Origin of the sequence: Pseudomonas sp. CAN1, from assembly GCF_030462585.1 — a bacterium.
GTDB lineage: Bacteria > Pseudomonadota > Gammaproteobacteria > Pseudomonadales > Pseudomonadaceae > Pseudomonas.
The window spans coordinates 24,779-43,342 of sequence record NZ_JASMRU010000009.1; the positions used below are offsets into that span (position 1 = coordinate 24,779).

An 18,564-nucleotide genomic window follows, 5' to 3' on the forward strand; every position below is an offset into this window, starting at 1 on the left:
CTTCGTAGGAGCGAGCTTGCTCGCGAACCCAGGCCCCGCAGCGGGGTTTGTTCGCGAGCAAGCTCGCTCCTACGAAAAGACAAACAAAAACGCCCGCACAAGGCGGGCGTTTTCGTGAGTGGCGAACTCAGTGGTGTTCGCGGGTGGCGCGGAAGGTGACGTCCGGCCAGCGCTCTTCCATCAGGCTCAGGTTGACGCGGGTCGGGGCCAGGTAGGTGAGGTGGCCGCCGCCGTCCACGGACAGGTTCTCGAAGGCCTTGTCCTTGAACTCCTTGAGCTTCTTCTCGTCCTTGCACTCGATCCAGCGCGCGGACCAGACGTTGATCTGCTCGTAGGCGCACTCGACCTTGTATTCCTCCTTCAGGCGGCTGGCGACGACGTCGAACTGCAGCACACCGACGGCGCCGAGGATGATGTCGTTGTTGCGCTCGGGGAAGAACACCTGGGTGGCGCCTTCCTCGGCCAGTTCCTGCAGGCCCTGGCGCAGCTGCTTGGACTTCAGCGGGTCCTTCAGGCGCACGCGGCGGAACAGTTCCGGGGCGAAGTGCGGGATGCCGGTGAAGCCCAGCGCCTCGCCTTCGGTGAAGGTGTCGCCGATCTGGATGGTGCCGTGGTTGTGCAGGCCGATGATGTCGCCGGCGAAGGCTTCTTCGAGCTGCTCACGCTCGCTGGAGAAGAAGGTCAGCGCGTCGGCGATCTTCACGTCCTTGCCCAGGCGCACGTGGCGCATCTTCATGCCCTTCTCGTACTTGCCCGAGCAGATGCGCATGAAGGCGATACGGTCGCGGTGTTTCGGGTCCATGTTCGCCTGGATCTTGAACACGAAGCCGGAGAATTTCTCCTCGGTCGGCGCCACGGTGCGCTCGTGGGCGCCGCGTTCCAGCGGTTGCGGGGCCCAGTCGACGATGCAGTCGAGCACCTGGTCGACGCCGAAGTTGCCCAGTGCGGTACCGAAGAATACCGGGGTCATCTCGCCCTTGAGGAAGGCGTCCTTGTCGAACTCGTGGCAGGCGCCCTGCACCAGCTCCAGTTCTTCGAGGAAGTTGTCGTAGAGGTCGCCCAGGTGCGCGCGCGCTTCGTCCGAGTCGAGCTTGTCGATGACCTTCGTCTCGATGCGCTCGTGGCCGTGGCCGGGCACGTAGACGATGATCTTGTCCTGGGCGAGGTGGTACACGCCCTTGAAGTCGCGGTAGCAACCGATCGGCCAGGTGATCGGCGCGGCCTTGATCTTCAGGACCGCTTCGATCTCGTCGAGCAGCTCGATGGGGTCGCGGATGTCGCGGTCGAGTTTGTTGATGAAGCTGACGATGGGCGTGTCGCGCAGCCGGCAGACTTCCATCAGGGCGATGGTGCGCGGCTCTACACCCTTGCCGCCGTCGAGGACCATCAGCGCCGAGTCCACCGCGGTCAGGGTGCGGTAGGTGTCTTCGGAGAAGTCTTCGTGGCCGGGGGTGTCGAGCAGGTTGATCATGTGCTCGCGGTAGGGGAACTGCATCACCGAGGTGGTGATGGAGATGCCGCGCTGCTTCTCCATTTCCATCCAGTCGGAGGTGGCGTGACGGTCGGATTTACGCGACTTCACGGTACCGGCGACGGCAATCGCCTTGCCCATCAGCAGGAGCTTCTCGGTAATGGTGGTCTTACCGGCGTCGGGGTGGGAAATGATCGCGAACGTGCGGCGCTTCGCGACTTCGGCGGCTTGGATGCTCATGGATGGGTGCCTGGTCGATTCGGTGAAGATGGGCAGCGAGCGGCCCGAAAAGCGCGGGATTATAGCGTAAACCGCAGCGTCGCCGGCAGACCCGGCGACGCAAGGCGCTTGACCCCGTTAGGGGCCGTCAGTGGTCGCTGTCGGCGGCGGGCTCGGCGCCCTGGTAGATGCGCCGCACCAGCGGGCCGATGGACAGGCCCTGGAGCAGGATCGACACCAGCACCACCACGTAGGTCAGGCTGAGGATCAGGTCGCGCTGCTCGCCCAGCGGCAGCGATAGTGCCAGGGCCACCGAGACGCCACCGCGCAGGCCGCCCCAGACGAGGATGCGGATGGTGCCGGCGGGCACCTGGCGGCGGCCGTTTTCCCGCTGGCGCAGCACCAGGATGGCCGGGGCCACGGTGAGCAGGCGCGAGATCAGCACCGCGCCGCCGAGGGCGAAGGCAGCCACCACGTGCAGCCAGTTGAACGGCAGCAGGAGCAGCTCCAGGCCGATCAGGGCGAACAGCAGGGCGTTGAGGATCTCGTCGATCAGCTCCCAGAACTTGTCGATGTAGCGCCGCGTCTCGTCGGACATGGCGTACTGGCGGGCCTGGTTGCCGATGATCAGGCCGGCCACCACCATGGCGATCGGCGCCGACACATGCAGCCGCGCGGCCAGTGCCGCGCCGCCGAGTACCAGGGCCAGGGTCAGCATGACTTCCACCTGGTACTGGTCGATGCCGCGCATCATCAGGAACACGCCATAGCCCAGCGCCGCGCCGAACAGGATGCCGCCTATGGCTTCCTGCACGAACAGCCAGGCGATGGTGGATGCAGTGGGCGTTTCGCCGGCCAGCAGGATGCCCAGCAGGATGGTGAAGACCACCACGGCGGTGCCGTCGTTGAACAGCGACTCGCCGACGATGGTGGTGGCCAGCGGCTTGGGCGCGTTGGCCGACTTGAGGATGCCCAGCACCGCGATGGGGTCGGTGGGTGAGATCAGCGCGCCGAACAGCAGGCAGTAGATGAAGTCCACGTGCCAGCCGAAGAGGGCGAAGGTGTAGTAGGCCAGGTAGCCGATCACGGTGGTGGCGATCAGCACGCCGAAGGTGGCCAGCAGGCCGATGGGCCACTTGTAGTTGCGCAGGTCGGCGAGGTTCACGTGCAGCGCGCCGGCGAACAGCAGGGCGGGCAGGAACCAGGTCATCAGCACGTCGGAGAAGTCGATGCGGCTGATCATCTGTTGCATCTCGACTTCCAGAACCGGATAGCCGATCAGCGACATGCCCTGGGCGATGAAGGAGAACACCAGGGCGGTGGCCATGACGCCGATGGTCGGCGGCAGACGGATGAAACGGTAGTTGACGTAGGTGAGCAGGGTGGTCAGCGCGATGAACGCTGCGGCCAGATCAAGCATGGCGATGAATCTCCGTGGTAGGCAAGACGCCGGCCCCGAGTGACCTATCCATGGGTCGGGGGCACGCGAAAGGAATCCCGATGATAACCGCTGAGTTGCAAAGCGTGCGGAACCGCTGGGCGCATTCGGCGTTTGGCAAGTCATGGGGTGCGATGGTTCACCCGGATGGGCGAATTTTCGAAAAAAATTTTGTCGGCTACAACCCCCGGCCCATGGGAGCTGACGGCGAAAACGCCGTTGCGCAATGGCACAAGGATGGCAAATAAACTGAACCCAGCCGCACTTGAGGGGGTCCACCCCTTCGCGACGACAGTCCGCCAGCGATTTGCAAGTGCTTGATTCTCGTCGCGTTTAATCGCGGTCCCAACTAGCTTTCTGGACGGGATCGAGCGTCAAGTGAGTGCGGCGATGCCAGTCGCCGTGCACCCGAAGGGAGTCCCCCAACCATGGTGAAGACCACCACGGGCAAGGCCCTGTTCGGCGTCTGCTTTGCAGTCGTTGTTCTGGCCCTGCTGATCCACTGGATCACCCCCGCCACCTTGTGGCAATACCGCGAAGACCTGCAGTTCTACCTGCAGGCGCACCTGTTCCTGGTGTTCGTCTCCATGCTGGCCGCCGTTGCGGTCGGTATCCCCGCCGGCATCCTGCTCAGCCGGCCCGCCCTGCAGGGGCAGGCCGAACGCCTGATGCAGATATTCAACGTCGGCAACACCATCCCGCCGCTGGCCGTGCTGGCCATCGCCCTGGCGATAGTCGGGATCGGCAATGGCCCGGCGATCCTCGCGCTGTTCCTCGCCTCCCTGCTGCCCATCGTGCGCAACACCTACGAAGGCCTGCGCGCCGTGCCGGCCTCGCTCAAGGAAGCGGCCACCGGTATCGGCATGACCCCGCGCCAGGTGCTGCTGCGGGTCGAGTTGCCCAACGCGGTGCCGCTGATCATGGGCGGTGTGCGCATTGCGCTGGCGCTGAACGTCGGTTCCGCGCCGCTGGCTTTCCTGATCGGTGCCAACAGCCTGGGCAGCCTGATCTTCCCCGGCATCGCCCTGGACGACCAGTCCAAGCTGCTGCTCGGCGCCGTGTGCACCGCGCTGCTGGCGCTGGTGCTCGATGGCCTGGTGGTACTGTTCAGCCGCAGCGTGCTGGAACGGGGGCTGACGCAATGAAAGCTTTCGATTTCAAAGGAATCAGCATGAGACACCGACTGCTTGGTGCGCTCGGCCTGTTGCTCGCCGCCGCCACCGGAGCTGCGCATGCGGCCGACGTGATCCGCATCGGCGGCAAGCCGTTCACCGAACAGCGCATCCTCACCGCCATCACCGCGCAGTACCTGCAGAGCAAGGGCTACGAGGTGAAGGTCACCAACGGCCTGGGCAGCACCCTGGCGCGCAGCGCCCAGCAGAGCGGGCAGCTGGACCTGGTCTGGGAGTACACCGGCTCGTCGCTGATCGTCTACAACAAGGTCAAGGAAAAGCTCGACGCCGAGCAGTCCCTGGCCAAGGTCCGCGAGCTGGACGGCAAGAAGGGCCTGGTCTGGCCCAAGCCCGCACCGTTCAACAACACCTACGCCCTGGCGATGCCCGAGGAGCAGGCCGAACAGCTCGGCGTGCGCACCCTTAGCGACCTGGCGCGGGTGATGAAGGAGCAGGGCACGAAGCAGACCCACCTGTTCGCCATGGACCCGGAGTTTGCCGGGCGCCCCGATGGTCTCGCGCCGATGAGCGAGCTGTACGGCTTCCACTTCACCCGTGACGACGTGCGGCAGATGGACGCCGGGCTGGTCTACACCGCGCTGAAGAATCGCCAGGTGTTCGTCGGCCTCGTCTACACCACCGACGGCCGCCTGAAGGACTTCAAGCTGCGCGTGTTGGAAGACGACAAGCACTTCTTCCCCTTCTACAACGCCGCCCCGGTCCTGCGCGCCGATGCGCTGCAGAAGCACCCGGAGCTGAAGACCCTGTTCGAGCCCATCTCCGACCTGCTCGACGACAAGACCATGCAGGCGCTCAACGCCCAGGTCGACATCGAACAGGAACCGCCGCAGCGCGTGGCGCAGAAATTCCTGCGCGAGCACAAGCTGCTGGGTGACAAGGCCCAGTCCACCAATGACCAGCCTGCCGGGGAGGAAAACTGACATGGACTTCATGACCGTGATTTCCCGCCTGGACTGGACCCAGGTCGGACAACTGACCATGCAGCACCTGATGCTGGTGTCCATCGCCGTGGGCCTGGCGATCATCGTCGGCGTGCCGCTGGGCGTGCTGATGACGCGCTTCCGCTGGCTCGCCGGGCCGCTGCAGGGCGCCGCCACCGTGGTGCTGACCATCCCGTCCATCGCGCTGTTCGGCCTGATGCTGCCGCTCTACTCGAAGATCGGCCAGGGCCTCGGCCCGCTGCCGGCGATCACCGCGGTGTTCCTCTATTCGCTGCTGCCGATCCTGCGCAACACCTACCTTGCGCTGACCAACGTCGAACCCGGCATCCGCGAAGCCGGCAAGGGCATCGGCATGACCTTCTGGCAGCGCCTGCGGATGGTCGACATCCCCATCGCCGTACCGGTGATCCTCGCCGGCGTGCGCACCGCCGTGGTGATGAACATCGGCGTGATGACCATCGCCGCGGTGATCGGCGCCGGCGGCCTGGGCGTCCTCATCCTCAATTCCATCAGCCAATCCAACATGCCCATGCTGGTGGTCGGCGCGGTGCTGGTGAGCCTCTTGGCCATCGCCGCCGACCTGCTGCTGCAATGGCTGCAGCGTGCGCTCACCCCGAAGGGCCTGCGCCCGCAGACAGGAGACTGAACATGATCGAACTCGACCAACTGACCAAGACCTTCACCCTCAAGGACGGCAAGGAGTTCCGCGCCGTCGACAAGGTCAGCCTGACCGTGGAGAAGGGCGAGATCTGCGTGTTCCTCGGCCCCTCCGGTTGCGGCAAGACCACCACGCTGAAGATGATCAACCGCATCATCCAGCCCACCTCGGGGCGCGTGCTGATCGACGGCCAGGACACCGCCGAACTGGACGAGGTGACCCTGCGCCGGCAGATCGGCTACGTCATCCAGCAGATCGGCCTGTTCCCCAACATGACCATCGAGGAAAACATCATGGTCGTGCCGCGCCTGCTCGGCTGGGACAAGCAGAAGTGCAAGGAGAAGGCGCGCGAGCTGATGGCCATGGTCAAGCTCGAACCCAAGCAGTACCTGTCGCGCTACCCGCGCGAGCTGTCCGGCGGCCAGCAGCAGCGTATCGGCGTGATCCGTGCGCTGGCGGCGGATGCGCCGCTGTTGCTGATGGACGAACCCTTTGGCGCGGTGGACCCGATCAACCGCGAGTCGATCCAGAACGAGTTCTTCGAGCTGCAGCGCAAGCTGGGGATGACCGTGATCATGGTCAGCCATGACATCGACGAGGCGATCAAGCTGGGCGACAAGGTGGCTGTGTTCAAGAGCGGCCGCCTGCTCCAGTACGACCACCCGGACACCTTGCTGGCACACCCGGCGGACGAGTTCGTCAGCGCCTTCACCGGCCAGGACAGCACCCTGAAGCGCCTGCTGCTGGTGCGCGCCGAGGATGCCGCCGACAGCAGCATCGTCACCGCCAGCCCCGGCTCCACCGTCGCCGAGGCGATTGAGAAGATGGAAGAAGACGATCGCCGCTACCTGGTGGTGGTCGACGCCAACGGCAAGGGCCTGGGCTACGTGCGCCGCAAGGACATGCGCCGCAAGGACGGCGTGTGCAGCGACTTCCTCAACGAGTTCCGCGTCACCGCCAGCCACGACGAGCACCTGCGCATCCTGCTGTCGCGCATGTACGAGTTCAACAGCTCGTGGCTGCCGGTGCTGGATGCCGAGGGGCAGTTCCTCGGCGAGGTGACCCAGGAGTCGATCGCCGATTACCTGAGCTCGGGGCGCTCGCGCGGGCGCAAGACCACTATCGTGTCGCCGGCCGAGGTGGCGCAGGCTTCGTGATCCGGCTCTCGTGATCTGACATTGTAGGAGCGAGCTTGCTCGCGAACCTGTTCCTCTGCTGCGGGGTTCGTTCGCGAGCAAGCTCGCTCCTACGAAAAGCCTCAAACAACTCCCGCTCGAAGTCCTCCCGCACCACCCATCCCAAACAGCTGAACTCCCTCTTCTGTCACCGGTCGTTAACTGTGTAGGACGATGATGCAGAAACGCGTCGAAAGCCCCGTTCTGTGCGGTATTCCGTGCATTTTGTTGAGTATCCGAAACAGTCAACCGGCAGTGCGACAAAGGGATGCGAAAAAGCGGCAATTCAGGGTTGAACTCATGAACTTCAGGTCCTAAAGTTCGCGCCCGAACGTCCATGCTGGAAACGATCCATCCGGCTCAAGTACTGACGACGAGAGATAGCCGGTGCCTTTGCCCGGTATCGGTAATGCTCGGCGACATGCCTTGGGAAGTAGGCGAACCAAAGTGGGGAAACGGATTCGACGTTCAGCTTCACCCCTACGAATAACCTGTTCTGCCATTTGGAGTCCCAACCATGTCCATCAAGGTCGAGGATTACTTCGCCCCCGAAACCTTCCAGCGCATGAAGGCGTTTGCCGACAAGCAGGAAACCCCCTTCGTCGTCATCGACAAGCAGACCATTTCCGATGCCTACGACCAGCTGACCGGCTGCTTCCCGTTCGCCAAGATCTACTACGCGGTGAAGGCCAACCCTGCCACCGAGATCACCGAGCTGCTGCGTGACAAGGGCTCGAACTTCGACATCGCCTCCATCTATGAGCTGGACAAGGTGATGAAGACCGGCGTGCGCGCCGAGCAGATCAGCTACGGCAACACCATCAAGAAAGCCCGCGACATTCGCTACTTCTACGAGAAGGGCGTGCGCCTGTTCGCCACCGACTCCGAGGCCGACCTGCGCAACATCGCCAAGGCCGCGCCGGGCTCCAAGGTCTATGTGCGCATCCTCACCGAAGGTTCCACCTCGGCCGACTGGCCGCTGTCGCGCAAGTTCGGCTGCCAGTCGGACATGGCCATGGACCTGCTGGTGCTGGCCCGCGACCTGGGTCTGGTGCCCTACGGCGTGTCCTTCCACGTGGGGTCGCAGCAGCGCGACATCGGCGTGTGGGACGCAGCGATTGCCAAGGTGAAGGTCATCTTCGAGCGCCTGAAGGAAGAAGACGGCATCGAGCTGAAGCTGATCAACATGGGCGGCGGCTTCCCGGCCAACTACATCGCCAAGACCAACAGCCTGGAAACCTACGCGGAAGAAATCATCCGCTTCCTCAAGGAAGACTTCGGCGACGAGCTGCCGGAAATCATCCTCGAGCCGGGCCGCTCGCTGATCGCCAACGCTGGCATCCTGGTCAGCGAAGTCGTGCTGGTGGCGCGCAAGTCGCGTACCGCGGTCGAGCGCTGGGTGTTCACCGACGTGGGCAAGTTCTCTGGCCTGATCGAAACCATGGACGAGTCCATCAAGTTCCCGATCCACGTGGAGAAGGCGGGCGAGCTGGAAGAAGTGGTGATCGCCGGCCCGACCTGCGACAGCGCGGACATCATGTACGAGCACTACAAGTACGGCCTGCCGCTGAACCTGGCGGCTGGTGATCGCCTGTACTGGCTGTCGACCGGTGCCTACACCACCAGCTACAGCGCGGTGGAGTTCAATGGGTTCCCGCCGTTGAAGGCGTTCTACCTGTAAGGCGCGCCTGGATGAAATGGCCCCGCATCAGCGGGGCTTTTTCTTTTGGGGGATTGTTGTGTCGGGAGGCTGCTTTTGTAGGAGCGGAGCTTCTCCGCGATGCTCTTGCTTGGCGTTGGGTGTTTATGCGCCGCTTCGGTGTGCGCGTGGACTCCGTATTTCGCCCCCTCGGGCGAGTCCCTTTTGGCAAACGCCCCAAAAGGAACCAAAAGGTCTTGCCCCGGACATCCGGTTTTTCGCTTAGGCGAAAAATACCCTCGTTGAAACGAAGCTTCAGGGGCACGCTGCGAAGGGCCATCCCTGGCCCATCGCAGCTCTCGCGACATCCATGTCGCTCAACCCCTGAAACTCCGCTTCAACGAGGCCTCCTGAACGGGGCAGTCAGAGTGCGCGGATGTTTCTCTGGAAGTCTTCAAGAGCCAGAGCCAGAGACGGCCGGAGTGGTGGCGCTCTTCGTAGGAGCGAGCTTGCTCGCGAACCGAGCCCTGCCGTCGTCCTCGGCAAAAGCATGCGTAGGATGGCGTGGAGCGCAGCGATACCCATCGATTTGCGTAGGGCGCATAACCCGGAACGGGTTATCCGCCGATACCACGACGGCGGATAACGCTGACGCGCTATGCGCCCTACGATCTGATGCTCTTCGTAGGAGCGAGCTTGCTCGCGAACCGAGCCCTGCCGTCGTCCTCGGCAAACGCATGCGTAGGATGGTGTGGAGCGCAGCGATACCCATCGAATCCAATGCACCGGCAGCATGCGCTCCACCCATCCTGCGTCGCGACCCGCCTCGGAATGAAAAACGCCCCGCAAAAGCGGGGCGTTTTCATCAACTCAGCGAAGACTCAACCCTCGTCAGGCTGCGCCTTCACCGGCACCTGAGCGGTGGTGGGGGCCTTGGTGCTGGTGGCGATTTCCTGATGCAGTGCTGCCTGGTCCTGCGGCAGCTTGTCGAACTCGTGCAGGCCGTTCTTCGCGTAGGGGTCGCCGATCCAGCGCGGGGTGCTGGCGAACTGCTGGTTCACCAGGCTCTTGGCTGGCTCGTAGAGGTCGTAGCTCAGGCCGGCGAGGTCGGAGAGGGTGTGGATCAGGTGCGAGCTGCTGTACGACCGGTTGGCCACTGCCTGCAGATCGCGCGGGTGGGCGGCCTGCCAGCTCGGCGAGGTCCAGATCATGAACGGGATGGTGTACATCGGCCGGGTCGGGTCCATCTCGTTGCGGCCCAGACGGTCATGGCTGCCGGAGCTGTAGACCTCCTCGCCGTGGTCGGAGAGATAGAGCATGAAGCCGTTGGCGTTGGACTCGGCGTAGCGTTTCATCAGGCTCGACACCACGAAATCGTTGTAGCGCACCGCGTTGTCGTAGAAGTTGTAGGTTTCCACCTGGTCATCCGAGAGCGCCGCCGGCACGCCCTGGCGGTCCTTGAAGTAGGCGAACTCGTCCGGGTAGCGGTAGCGGTAGTCCATGTGCGTGCCCAGCAGATGGATGACGATGAGCTTCTTCTGCGCAGGGTCGCGCAGCGCCTTCTCGAACGGCGCCAGCACCACGCCGTCGTACTGGCTGGCGTTCTGGTTGCGCTGGTTGTTCAGGTACACCGGCTCGTCCGTCTGCTGGGAGAAGGTGGTGAGCATGGTGTTGCGCTTGGTCATCGTCTGCTGGTTGGTGATCCAGAAGGTCTTGTAGCCCGCCTGTTTCATCAGGTTGATCAGCGACGGGTCGGTGAGGAACCGATCCGGGTTCTGCTCATCGCCGAAGGTGAGGATCTGCTGCATCACTTCGATGGTGTAGGGGCGCGGCGCGACCACGTTGTTGAACACGGTCAAGCCCTTGCCGCTGGCGGCCAGGGCGTCGAGGTTCGGCGTGGTGTCGCGGTTGTAGCCGTACAGGTGCATGTGCTGGCGGGTGGTGGATTCGCCCAGCACCAGCACCAGGGTGCGCGGCTCGTCGCCGCTGCTGTCCTTGAGGTTCTTCAGCGGCGGCAGCGAGGCGTTCTGCTGCAGCAGCTTCTGCATGTTGTCCAGCTGCTGGCGGTACTGCTGGTAGCCCACGACAAGCTGCCAGGGCACGGCGGGTTCCATGCGCTGCTGCACCTTCTCCATGGCTTCGGCGAAGGTGCGCTCCTGGGTGACCATCTGCTTGTAGAACGGGTAGACCAGGTTCATCGCCACCAGCAGCGCCGCCACCGGGATGCGCGCGAAGACCGGCAGGCGCACCGGGCGGATGCGCTTCCACAGCAGCACGGCGACCACGCTGTAGGCCAGCAGGGCCAGGCACAGCCAGAGGCTGAAGTACTGGCTGAAGTACTCGCCGGCCTCGGCGGTGTTGGACTCGAACATCACGAAGATGACGCTCTGCGAGAACTCCTGCTTGTAGATGCCGAAGTAGCTCAGGCCCACCAGCGAGGCGCCCCAGAGCACCAGGCCGATGACTGCCGAGATGCCCTTGGTGAAGCGCGGCAACAGCAATACCGGGGCAAGCCACAGGCTGCTGAGGAAGAAGGCGTCACGGAAGCCGGCGAAGCCGGTGGTGCCGCTGAACAGGATCAGCGCCTGGGTAACGCCGGAGAAGTACCAGAAGAACAGCAGGAGCCAGCCCAGGCCGGCCCAGTCCACGCCTTTGCGCGCTGCGGGGGAATTGGTGTTCGTCACTTGCGCCTCGTTGTTGCCGGGCGGCTGCCGAATGCTCCGACAGCCAGGATGGCTGGCGAAGCTAGCAAGGCGATCGTGAAAATTGCGTCAAGTGGCTTGTGGGTCAGGCTGCGCCCAGATGTACGGCAAGCTGATGCAGGTCAGATTCGTCCCCCAACTCCGCGGCTTTCTGGAAGTAGGCCAGGGTCAGCTCCGCCAGGCTTGGCGGCATGGAAGCGGCCAGCTGCTGGCGGGCAACGCGGAGGAAGTTGAGATTGCCGCCCTCCAGCGCGCGCTCCAGCCAGATGCGCGCGGCCGGCAGGTCACCACGCTCGGCAAGCACCGAGGCATGGCTGAACTGGCCGCGGAAGTCGCCGGCTTCGGCCGATCGGCGGTACCACTGTTGGGCCGCCTCCAGGTCGCGCGGTACCACCAGGCCTTCCTCGTGGAAGCGCCCGACCAGGTTCATCGACTTGGCGTGGCCCAGCGCCGCGGCGCGCTGGTAAAGCTCCAGCGCGCGAGCGTCGTCGCGGGCCACGCCGCGCCCGGTGGAAAGCAGGTTGGCGAGGTTGTACAGGGCCCAGTCGAGCTTCTGCCGGGCCGCCAACTCGTACTGGCGGGCGGCGGCTGACTCATCCTGGGCGCAGCCCCAGCCGTGCTCCAGGCAGCGGCCGAGCATGTTGCGCGCCATGGCGTGGCCGCGGTCGGCGGCGAGGCTGAACCAGGTCACCGCCAGTGGCACGTCCTGCTCGATGCCGTGGCCGTCGAGCAGTATCTGCCCGAGCAGGGCCTGGGCTTCGAGGTCGCCCTCACGGGCACCGGCGAGGATCAGCCGGGCGGTCTGGCGCGGGTCACCAGCCAGCTGGCCGCTGAGGTCTTCGACGTTGATTTCTTCGGTACGACGCAGGACGAAACTCATGGCAGGTCAGACGTCCACCCAGCGGCGCAGCAGGTTGTGGTAGGTGCCGGTCAGCTCGACCAGTGCCGGGTGGTCGGGCACATCGCGGGTCAGCGCCTGGATCGACTGGTCCATCTGGAACAGCAGGGCGCGCTGGCTGTCCTCGCGCACCAGGCTCTGGGTCCAGAAGAACGAGGCGATGCGTGCGCCGCGGGTCACCGGGTTGACCTTGTGCAGGCTGGTGGCGGGGTAAAGCACCAGGTCGCCGGCGGGCAGCTTGACCTGCTGGGTGCCGTAGGTGTCCTGGATCACCAGTTCGCCGCCGTCGTAGTCCTCCGGGTCGCTGAAGAACAGCGTCGAGGAGACGTCGGTGCGCACCCGCTCGCGGCCTCCCTGGGTGTCGCGCACGGCGTTGTCGATGTGGAAGTCGAACGAGCCGCCGCCGGTGTAGCAGTTGAACAGCGGTGGGAACACCTTGCTTGGCAGGGCGGCGGACTGGAACAGCGGGTTGATCCACAGGCGCTGCAGCATGGCTTCGCCAATCTCGCGGGCCAGCGGGTGGTCCTGCGGCAGTTGCAGGTTGTGCTTGGCGCGGGACGACTGGTAGCCGGCGGTGACCTTGCCGTCGGCCCATTCGGCCTGTTCCAGGGCGGCGCGGATGCGCGTCACCTCCTCGCGGGTGAAGACGCCGGGAATGTGCAGCAGCATGGGGCGATTCCGTCAGAACTGGATAATTTGCCAATGATAATGATTTGCAACATATCGGTACACCGGCATACCCCTACTTCCGACAGGGAGAAAGTGTAAATGTTGTAAATCATCTGCGTATGGGAATATTTGTGAATTGATACAATTTCTCAATTGCAATAGATTGCGCGGCCTTCATGAGCCCCTGGGGAGGGAGTTCCAATGTCGCGTCAATCCACCGAGTTCGCCGGCAGCAAGCCGCGCCTTCTAGTCAGCGCCGTCGGCGTGGCGATCACCGCCATGTCCGGCACCCACCTGGCCCACGCCGCCGAGGCGTCGGACAAGAAGTCCGGCCAGGACGTGCTGTCCCTGGACGCCGACACCGTCGTCGGCAGCCAGCAGCAGGACCCGACCACCTATAACGTCGAGAAGTCCTCCAACGAGAAGTACACCGCGCCGCTGCTGGATACGCCCAAGACCGTCACCGTGATCCCGCAGCAGGTGATCAAGGATACCGGCGCGCTGACCCTGCAGGATGCGCTGCGCACCACGCCCGGCATCACCTTCGGGGCGGGTGAGGGTGGCAACCCGGCGGGTGATCGCCCGTTCATCCGCGGCTTCAACGCCGAGAGCGACACCTTCCTCGACGGCATGCGCGACGTCGCCTCGCAGACCCGCGAAATCTTCAACATCGAGCAGATCGAAGTGAGCAAGGGCCCGGGTTCCGCCTACACCGGCGCCGGCTCCACCGGTGGCAGCCTGAACCTGATCAGCAAGACCGCCAAGCAGGCCGACTTCAACGACGCCAGCGTCGTGCTGGGCACCGACCAGACCCGCCGTACCACCCTCGACGTCAACCACATGCTGGGCGACAACGCGGCCTTCCGCCTGAACCTGATGAAGCACGATGCCAACGTCGCCGGCCGCGACGAGGTGAATGTCAGCCGCTGGGGCGTCGCGCCGACCATCACCTTCGGCTTCAACACGCCGACCCGTGCGACGCTGTCCTACTACCACCTGTCCACCGACGACATGCCCGACTACGGCATCCCGCTGACCCTCACCGGGCGCAGCGAGCGCAACCCGAGCAAGCCGGTGTCCGTGGACAAGAGCAACTTCTACGGCCTGAACGATCGCGACTATCGCAAGAGCACCACCGATACCGGGACCTTCCGGATCGAGCACGACCTGAACGACAACCTGACCCTGTCCAACAGCTTCCGTCTGGTGCGCACCACCCTCGACTACATCGTCACCAACCCCGACGACAGTCGTGGCAACGTCGCCAACGGCCTGGTCTATCGCTCCTCGAAGAACCGCAACTCCACCTCCAAGGGCTGGGTCAACCAGACTGACCTGAAGTCCACCTTCGACACCGGCTTCGTCGGCCACACCCTGGTGACCGGCATGGAGTTCAGCTACGAGGACGTGCACAACCGCCCGTACGTGATCACTCCGGGCGGCGGCAGCGGCAACATCTGCACGCCATCGCTGATCGCCAGCGGCGACTGCACCAGCCTGAACAAGCCGACTCCGGGCGACCACTGGACCGGCAGCATCACCGACAGCGCCGCCTTTACCGACACCGACACCAAGACCGCCTCGGCCTACGTGTTTGATACCCTCAAGCTCAGCGAGCAGTGGGACCTCAACCTCGGCCTGCGCTACGACGACTTCGAGACCCGCTCCAGCGGTTATTCCACCGGGGGCCGCGGCTCGCCCGCCGGCGATTTCGACCGCCAGAACAACTCGCACTTCTGGAACTACCAGCTCGGCGTGGTCTACAAACCGGCGCCCAACGGCAGCGTCTACGCCGCCTGGTCCACTTCCAGCAACCCCAGCGGCGAGACTGCCGGTGAAGGCGGTGGCGACCTGGCCCTGGCCAACACCAACCTCGATCCGGAACGCAACCGCAACTACGAGATCGGCACCAAGTGGGCGTTCTTCGACGAAGCGCTGTCGCTCAATGCGGCGATCTTCCGTACCGACAAGACCAACGCCCGTGTCGCCTCGCCGGATGACTCCACCGTGCAGGTGCTCGATGGCGAGCAGCGTGTGCAGGGCGTCGAGCTGGGCTTCAGCGGCGCGCTGACGCCCAAGTGGAAAGTCTTCGGCGGCTACACCTACCTGGACAGCGAGATCCTCAAGTCCAGCGTGGCCAGCGACGAAGGCAACCGCATGCCGCAGACCGCACAGAACAACTTCACCCTCTGGTCGACCTACGACGTGCTGCAGAACTTCACCGTGGGCGGCGGCGCCACCTACGTCGACGAGCAGTACGGCAACACCGCCAACAGCACCATGATCCCGTCCTACTGGCGCTACGACGCCATGGCCAAGTACGTGATCAGCAAGAACGTCGACCTGCAGCTCAACGTGCAGAACCTGACCGACAAGCGCTACTTCGACCAGGTCTTCAGCACCCACATGGCCCACGTGGCCCCTGGTCGCACGGCGCTGCTGGGCGTCAACGTCCACTTCTGAGAACGAGCTCCTTCCGTTGGGGCGCGCACCTCTGGCGCCCCGCCCCGGCCGATGCTCCTCGGCCGGGGCTTTTCTTTATCCGGGCTCCCTCGGCGAGAGTAAGGCCAGGGTAAAGATTGTTAAATCGGCTGCGTATGCGAGCCATTCTCATTAAAATGCCCACCCTGCGTGATGGGTGTCCGAAGGTGAGTCGCGGTGTTGAAGAAAGTCCTGTTCCAGTTGCATTGGCTGTTCGGTATCAGCGCAGGTCTGGTGCTGGCGCTGATGGGCATTACCGGGGCGATGCTGTCGTTCCAGGACGAAATCCTGCGCGCCATCAACCCCGACAGCCTGGTGGTGGAAAAGCGCGCCGAAGCCGTGCTGCCGATGGACGAGCTGATCCGCCGGGTGGAGAGCGCCGAGCCGGGCAAGAAGGTTTCCTTCCTCTGGCTCAAGACCGAAGGCGTGGAGTCCGCACGCATCTTCTTCAGCCCGCCGCCGGGCCAGCGTCGCGGCGAATCGCGCTATGTCGACCCTTACACCGCTGAAGCTCTGCCCGCACCCGTGGGCGAGGGCGCCTTCATGTTCATCATGCAGCTGCACCGCTTCCTCGCCGCCGGCGAAGTCGGCCAGCGCATCACGGCTGCCTGCACCCTGATCCTGATCTTCTTCTGCCTCTCCGGCCTCTACCTGCGCTGGCCGCGCAAGGCGCTGAACTGGCGCACCTGGCTGACCTTCGACTGGCGCAAGACGGGCCGCGCGTTCAACTGGGACTTGCATGCCGTGGTCGGCACCTGGTGCCTGGTGTTCTACCTCCTGGCCGCGCTGACCGGCCTGTACTGGTCCTACGAGTGGTACCGCAACGGCCTGTTCAAGCTGCTCGACGACGCCCCCGCCGGCCAGGCCAAGGGCGGCCAGCGCGGCGGCAAACGCGGCCCGGCGCCTGAAGGCCCGCCGCCGGTGGTGGATGCCACGGCCGTCTGGAACACCATCGCGCAGACCGGCGGATCCAACATGACCGCCTACAACCTGCGCCTGCCGCCGGTGAAGGGCCAGCCGGCCACCGTGTTCTACCTCCTCGATGACGCCGCCCACGAGCGTGCCTTCAACGAGATGACCATCGACCCGGCCAGCGGCAAGCTGCTCAAGGACCGTCGCTATAACGACAGCAGCGCTGGCAAGCAACTGCTCACCAGCGTCTACGCGCTGCACGTGGGCAGCTACTTCGGCCTCACCGGGCGCATCCTGATGATGCTCGCCAGCCTGAGCATGCCGCTGTTCTTCATCACCGGCTGGCTGCTCTACCTCGACCGCCGGCGCAAGAAGCGCGCGGCCCTGGCCGCCCGTGGCGAGTTGGACAACAACAGCGGCGGCGCCGACTCCTGGCTGGTGGGTTATGCGAGCCAGAGCGGCTTCGCCGAGCAACTGGCCTGGCAGAGCGCCGGCCAGTTGCAGGCCGCCGGGCTGCCGGTGCGTGTCGAACCGCTGGGCAAGCTGGACCGCGCGCAGCTGGAGCAGACTCGCAACGCGCTGTTCGTGGTCAGCACCTTCGGTGAAGGTGAAGCGCCGGACAGCGCCCGCGGCTTCGAGCGCCAGGTGCTTGGTCAGGCCCTCGGCCTCAACGACCTGCGTTTCGCCGTCCTGGCTCTGGGCGACCGCCAGTACGAACACTTCTGCGGCTTCGCCCGGCGCATGCAAGACTGGCTGCAAGGGCAGGGCGCGCGCCCGCTGTTCGATGGCGTGGAAGTCGACAACGGCGATGCCGCCGCGCTGCACGACTGGCAGGTGCGCCTGGCCGAACTCTCCGGCGCTGCACCGCAAGTGGCTTTCACCGCGCCGGCTTTCGAGGTCTGGACGCTGAGTGGTCGCGAACACCTCAATCCCGGCAGCCAGGGTGAATCCACCTGGCTGCTGAGCCTCTCCGCACCGAGCGATTCGCAGATCGACTGGGCCGCCGGCGACCTGGTGGAAATCGTCCCGCGCCAACCGGACTTCCTCGTCGCCCGCTGGCTCGAACGCCTGGGCCTGGATGGCGTCGCCAAGGTGCAGGTGGATGGCCTGGCCATGCCGCTCAAGGACGCTCTGGCCGGTTGCCTGCTGCCGGGCAACCTCGAACACCTGGTCGGCCAGCACGGCCAGGCGGTCTACGACGGGCTGATCAAACTCTCGGTGCGCCAGTACTCCATCGCCTCGCTGCGCAGCGCAGGTGCCCTGGAGCTGATCGTCCGCCAGGAGCAGCACGCCGATGGCTCGCTGGGCATCTGCTCCGGCTGGCTGACCGAGTACCTGCCAGAGGGTGGCAGCCTGCTGCTGCGCCTGCGGCGCAACCGCAGCTTCCACCTGACCGAGGAGGATCGCCCGCTGATCCTGATCGGCAACGGCACCGGCATCGCCGGCCTGCGGGCACTGCTGCAGGCGAGCGTGGCCGAGGGCCGCGCGCGCAACTGGCTGCTGTTCGGCGAGCGCAACATCGCCCACGACTTCTACTGCCGCGAGGAGCTGGAAGGCCTGCTGGCGCGTGGCGAACTGCAGCGGCTGGATGTTGCCTTCTCCCGCGATCAGGCCGAGAAGGTCTACGTGCAGGACCGCCTGCGCGAGAGTGGCGAAGTCCTCGCCCAGTGGCTCGACGACGGCGCGGCGATCTACGTCTGCGGCAGCCTGCAGGGCATGGCCGAGGGCGTCGACCGCGCCCTGCGCGAGATGCTCGGCGACGTGGAGGTCGAGGCGCTGCTGGAGAGCGGGCGCTATCGCCGTGATGTTTATTGATTTGGCGTTGGGGGTGGCCAATCGCGGACGGAGTCCGCTCCTACGCCTGGTTTGAGTGGGTTTCGTAGGAGCGAGCTTGCTCGCGAACGGATTCCCCGGCGGCTCCGGTGTGGGGCGGGTTCGCGAGCAAGCTCGCTCCTACAGGATCAAAGGCGGGCGCACCCTGTAGGAGCGGACCTTGTCCGCGATCCGCCGGCAGGGCCGGCGTTGGCGTTGTAGGCAGTGTTCACCGGGTGTAGCGAGTTCCGCCGCGTGGGGTTTCGCGGACAAGGTCCGCTCCTACAACGCCCCCATTGCCCCAAACAAAAGGCCCCCGCATTTGCGGAGGCCTTTGTTGTTTCAGGAGCGGCTCA

At 64.8% G+C, this 18,564-nt stretch carries 13 protein-coding genes; 8 read left to right on the plus strand and 5 right to left on the minus strand.

The window, feature by feature from the left end:
* Nucleotides 1-127: 127 nt before the first annotated feature.
* Nucleotides 128-1,711: a peptide chain release factor 3 gene (locus tag QO207_RS14605; RefSeq protein WP_253449548.1), complete on the minus strand. Its 1,584-nt coding sequence runs from the start codon at nucleotides 1,709-1,711 to the stop codon at nucleotides 128-130.
* A gap of 127 nt (nucleotides 1,712-1,838) precedes the next feature.
* The gene (locus QO207_RS14610) at nucleotides 1,839-3,110 is read right to left on the minus strand and encodes a sodium:proton antiporter (protein WP_301533105.1); all 1,272 of its coding nucleotides are present in this window, start codon (nucleotides 3,108-3,110) and stop codon (nucleotides 1,839-1,841) included.
* A gap of 80 nt (nucleotides 3,111-3,190) precedes the next feature.
* Here QO207_RS14610 and QO207_RS14615 point away from each other — a divergent pair, with 80 nt between their 5' ends.
* From QO207_RS14615 to QO207_RS14640, 6 genes are all read left to right on the plus strand, one after another.
* Nucleotides 3,191-3,376 carry a hypothetical protein gene (locus QO207_RS14615; RefSeq protein WP_301533106.1) on the plus strand — a complete coding sequence of 62 codons (186 nt, stop codon included), beginning with the start codon at nucleotides 3,191-3,193 and terminating at the stop codon, nucleotides 3,374-3,376.
* 180 nt (nucleotides 3,377-3,556) lie between these two features.
* Nucleotides 3,557-4,273, plus strand: a complete 717-nt coding sequence (locus QO207_RS14620) for an ABC transporter permease (protein WP_301533107.1) — start codon at nucleotides 3,557-3,559, stop codon at nucleotides 4,271-4,273.
* A 26-nt stretch (nucleotides 4,274-4,299) separates the two neighbouring features.
* Nucleotides 4,300-5,241 carry a glycine betaine ABC transporter substrate-binding protein gene (locus QO207_RS14625; protein ID WP_301533108.1) on the plus strand — a complete coding sequence of 314 codons (942 nt, stop codon included), beginning with the start codon at nucleotides 4,300-4,302 and terminating at the stop codon, nucleotides 5,239-5,241.
* Nucleotide 5,242: 1 nt separating this feature from the next.
* On the plus strand, nucleotides 5,243-5,908 hold the full coding sequence (locus tag QO207_RS14630; RefSeq protein ID WP_301533109.1) for an ABC transporter permease: 666 nt from the start codon (nucleotides 5,243-5,245) through the stop codon (nucleotides 5,906-5,908).
* A gap of 2 nt (nucleotides 5,909-5,910) precedes the next feature.
* A complete protein-coding gene (locus tag QO207_RS14635; RefSeq protein WP_301533110.1) occupies nucleotides 5,911-7,077 on the plus strand; it encodes a betaine/proline/choline family ABC transporter ATP-binding protein in 1,167 nt (388 codons plus the stop codon).
* Between the two features lie 535 nt (nucleotides 7,078-7,612).
* Nucleotides 7,613-8,776 (plus strand): type III PLP-dependent enzyme, encoded by a 1,164-nt coding sequence (locus QO207_RS14640; RefSeq protein ID WP_301533111.1) that lies wholly within the window; start codon nucleotides 7,613-7,615, stop codon nucleotides 8,774-8,776.
* Between the two features lie 839 nt (nucleotides 8,777-9,615).
* Here the strand turns inward: QO207_RS14640 and QO207_RS14645 are convergent.
* The 3 genes from QO207_RS14645 to QO207_RS14655 form a co-directional block, all read right to left on the minus strand.
* Nucleotides 9,616-11,418, minus strand: a complete 1,803-nt coding sequence (locus QO207_RS14645; protein ID WP_301533112.1) for a phosphoethanolamine transferase CptA — start codon at nucleotides 11,416-11,418, stop codon at nucleotides 9,616-9,618.
* 103 nt (nucleotides 11,419-11,521) lie between these two features.
* Nucleotides 11,522-12,316 carry a tetratricopeptide repeat protein gene (locus QO207_RS14650; RefSeq protein WP_301533113.1) on the minus strand — a complete coding sequence of 265 codons (795 nt, stop codon included), beginning with the start codon at nucleotides 12,314-12,316 and terminating at the stop codon, nucleotides 11,522-11,524.
* A gap of 6 nt (nucleotides 12,317-12,322) precedes the next feature.
* Complete coding sequence (locus QO207_RS14655; protein ID WP_301533114.1) at nucleotides 12,323-13,003, minus strand: Fe2+-dependent dioxygenase; 681 nt, start codon at nucleotides 13,001-13,003, stop codon at nucleotides 12,323-12,325.
* Between the two features lie 201 nt (nucleotides 13,004-13,204).
* Here QO207_RS14655 and QO207_RS14660 point away from each other — a divergent pair, with 201 nt between their 5' ends.
* Together QO207_RS14660 and QO207_RS14665 are read left to right on the plus strand one after the other, a co-directional pair.
* The gene (locus QO207_RS14660; protein ID WP_301533115.1) at nucleotides 13,205-15,466 is read left to right on the plus strand and encodes a TonB-dependent siderophore receptor; all 2,262 of its coding nucleotides are present in this window, start codon (nucleotides 13,205-13,207) and stop codon (nucleotides 15,464-15,466) included.
* A gap of 198 nt (nucleotides 15,467-15,664) precedes the next feature.
* A complete protein-coding gene (locus tag QO207_RS14665) occupies nucleotides 15,665-18,211 on the plus strand; it encodes a sulfite reductase flavoprotein subunit alpha (RefSeq protein ID WP_301533238.1) in 2,547 nt (848 codons plus the stop codon).
* Nucleotides 18,212-18,564 lie beyond the last annotated feature (353 nt).

Coding starts and splice junctions, on each gene's coding strand:
- QO207_RS14605 (WP_253449548.1), bottom strand. CDS start 1,711: ATGAGCATCCAAGCCGCCGAAGTCGCGAAGCGCCGCACGTTCGCGATC.
- QO207_RS14610 (WP_301533105.1), bottom strand. CDS start 3,110: ATGCTTGATCTGGCCGCAGCGTTCATCGCGCTGACCACCCTGCTCACC.
- QO207_RS14615 (WP_301533106.1), top strand. CDS start 3,191: ATGATAACCGCTGAGTTGCAAAGCGTGCGGAACCGCTGGGCGCATTCG.
- QO207_RS14620 (WP_301533107.1), top strand. CDS start 3,557: ATGGTGAAGACCACCACGGGCAAGGCCCTGTTCGGCGTCTGCTTTGCA.
- QO207_RS14625 (WP_301533108.1), top strand. CDS start 4,300: ATGAGACACCGACTGCTTGGTGCGCTCGGCCTGTTGCTCGCCGCCGCC.
- QO207_RS14630 (WP_301533109.1), top strand. CDS start 5,243: ATGGACTTCATGACCGTGATTTCCCGCCTGGACTGGACCCAGGTCGGA.
- QO207_RS14635 (WP_301533110.1), top strand. CDS start 5,911: ATGATCGAACTCGACCAACTGACCAAGACCTTCACCCTCAAGGACGGC.
- QO207_RS14640 (WP_301533111.1), top strand. CDS start 7,613: ATGTCCATCAAGGTCGAGGATTACTTCGCCCCCGAAACCTTCCAGCGC.
- QO207_RS14650 (WP_301533113.1), bottom strand. CDS start 12,316: ATGAGTTTCGTCCTGCGTCGTACCGAAGAAATCAACGTCGAAGACCTC.
- QO207_RS14655 (WP_301533114.1), bottom strand. CDS start 13,003: ATGCTGCTGCACATTCCCGGCGTCTTCACCCGCGAGGAGGTGACGCGC.
- QO207_RS14660 (WP_301533115.1), top strand. CDS start 13,205: ATGTCGCGTCAATCCACCGAGTTCGCCGGCAGCAAGCCGCGCCTTCTA.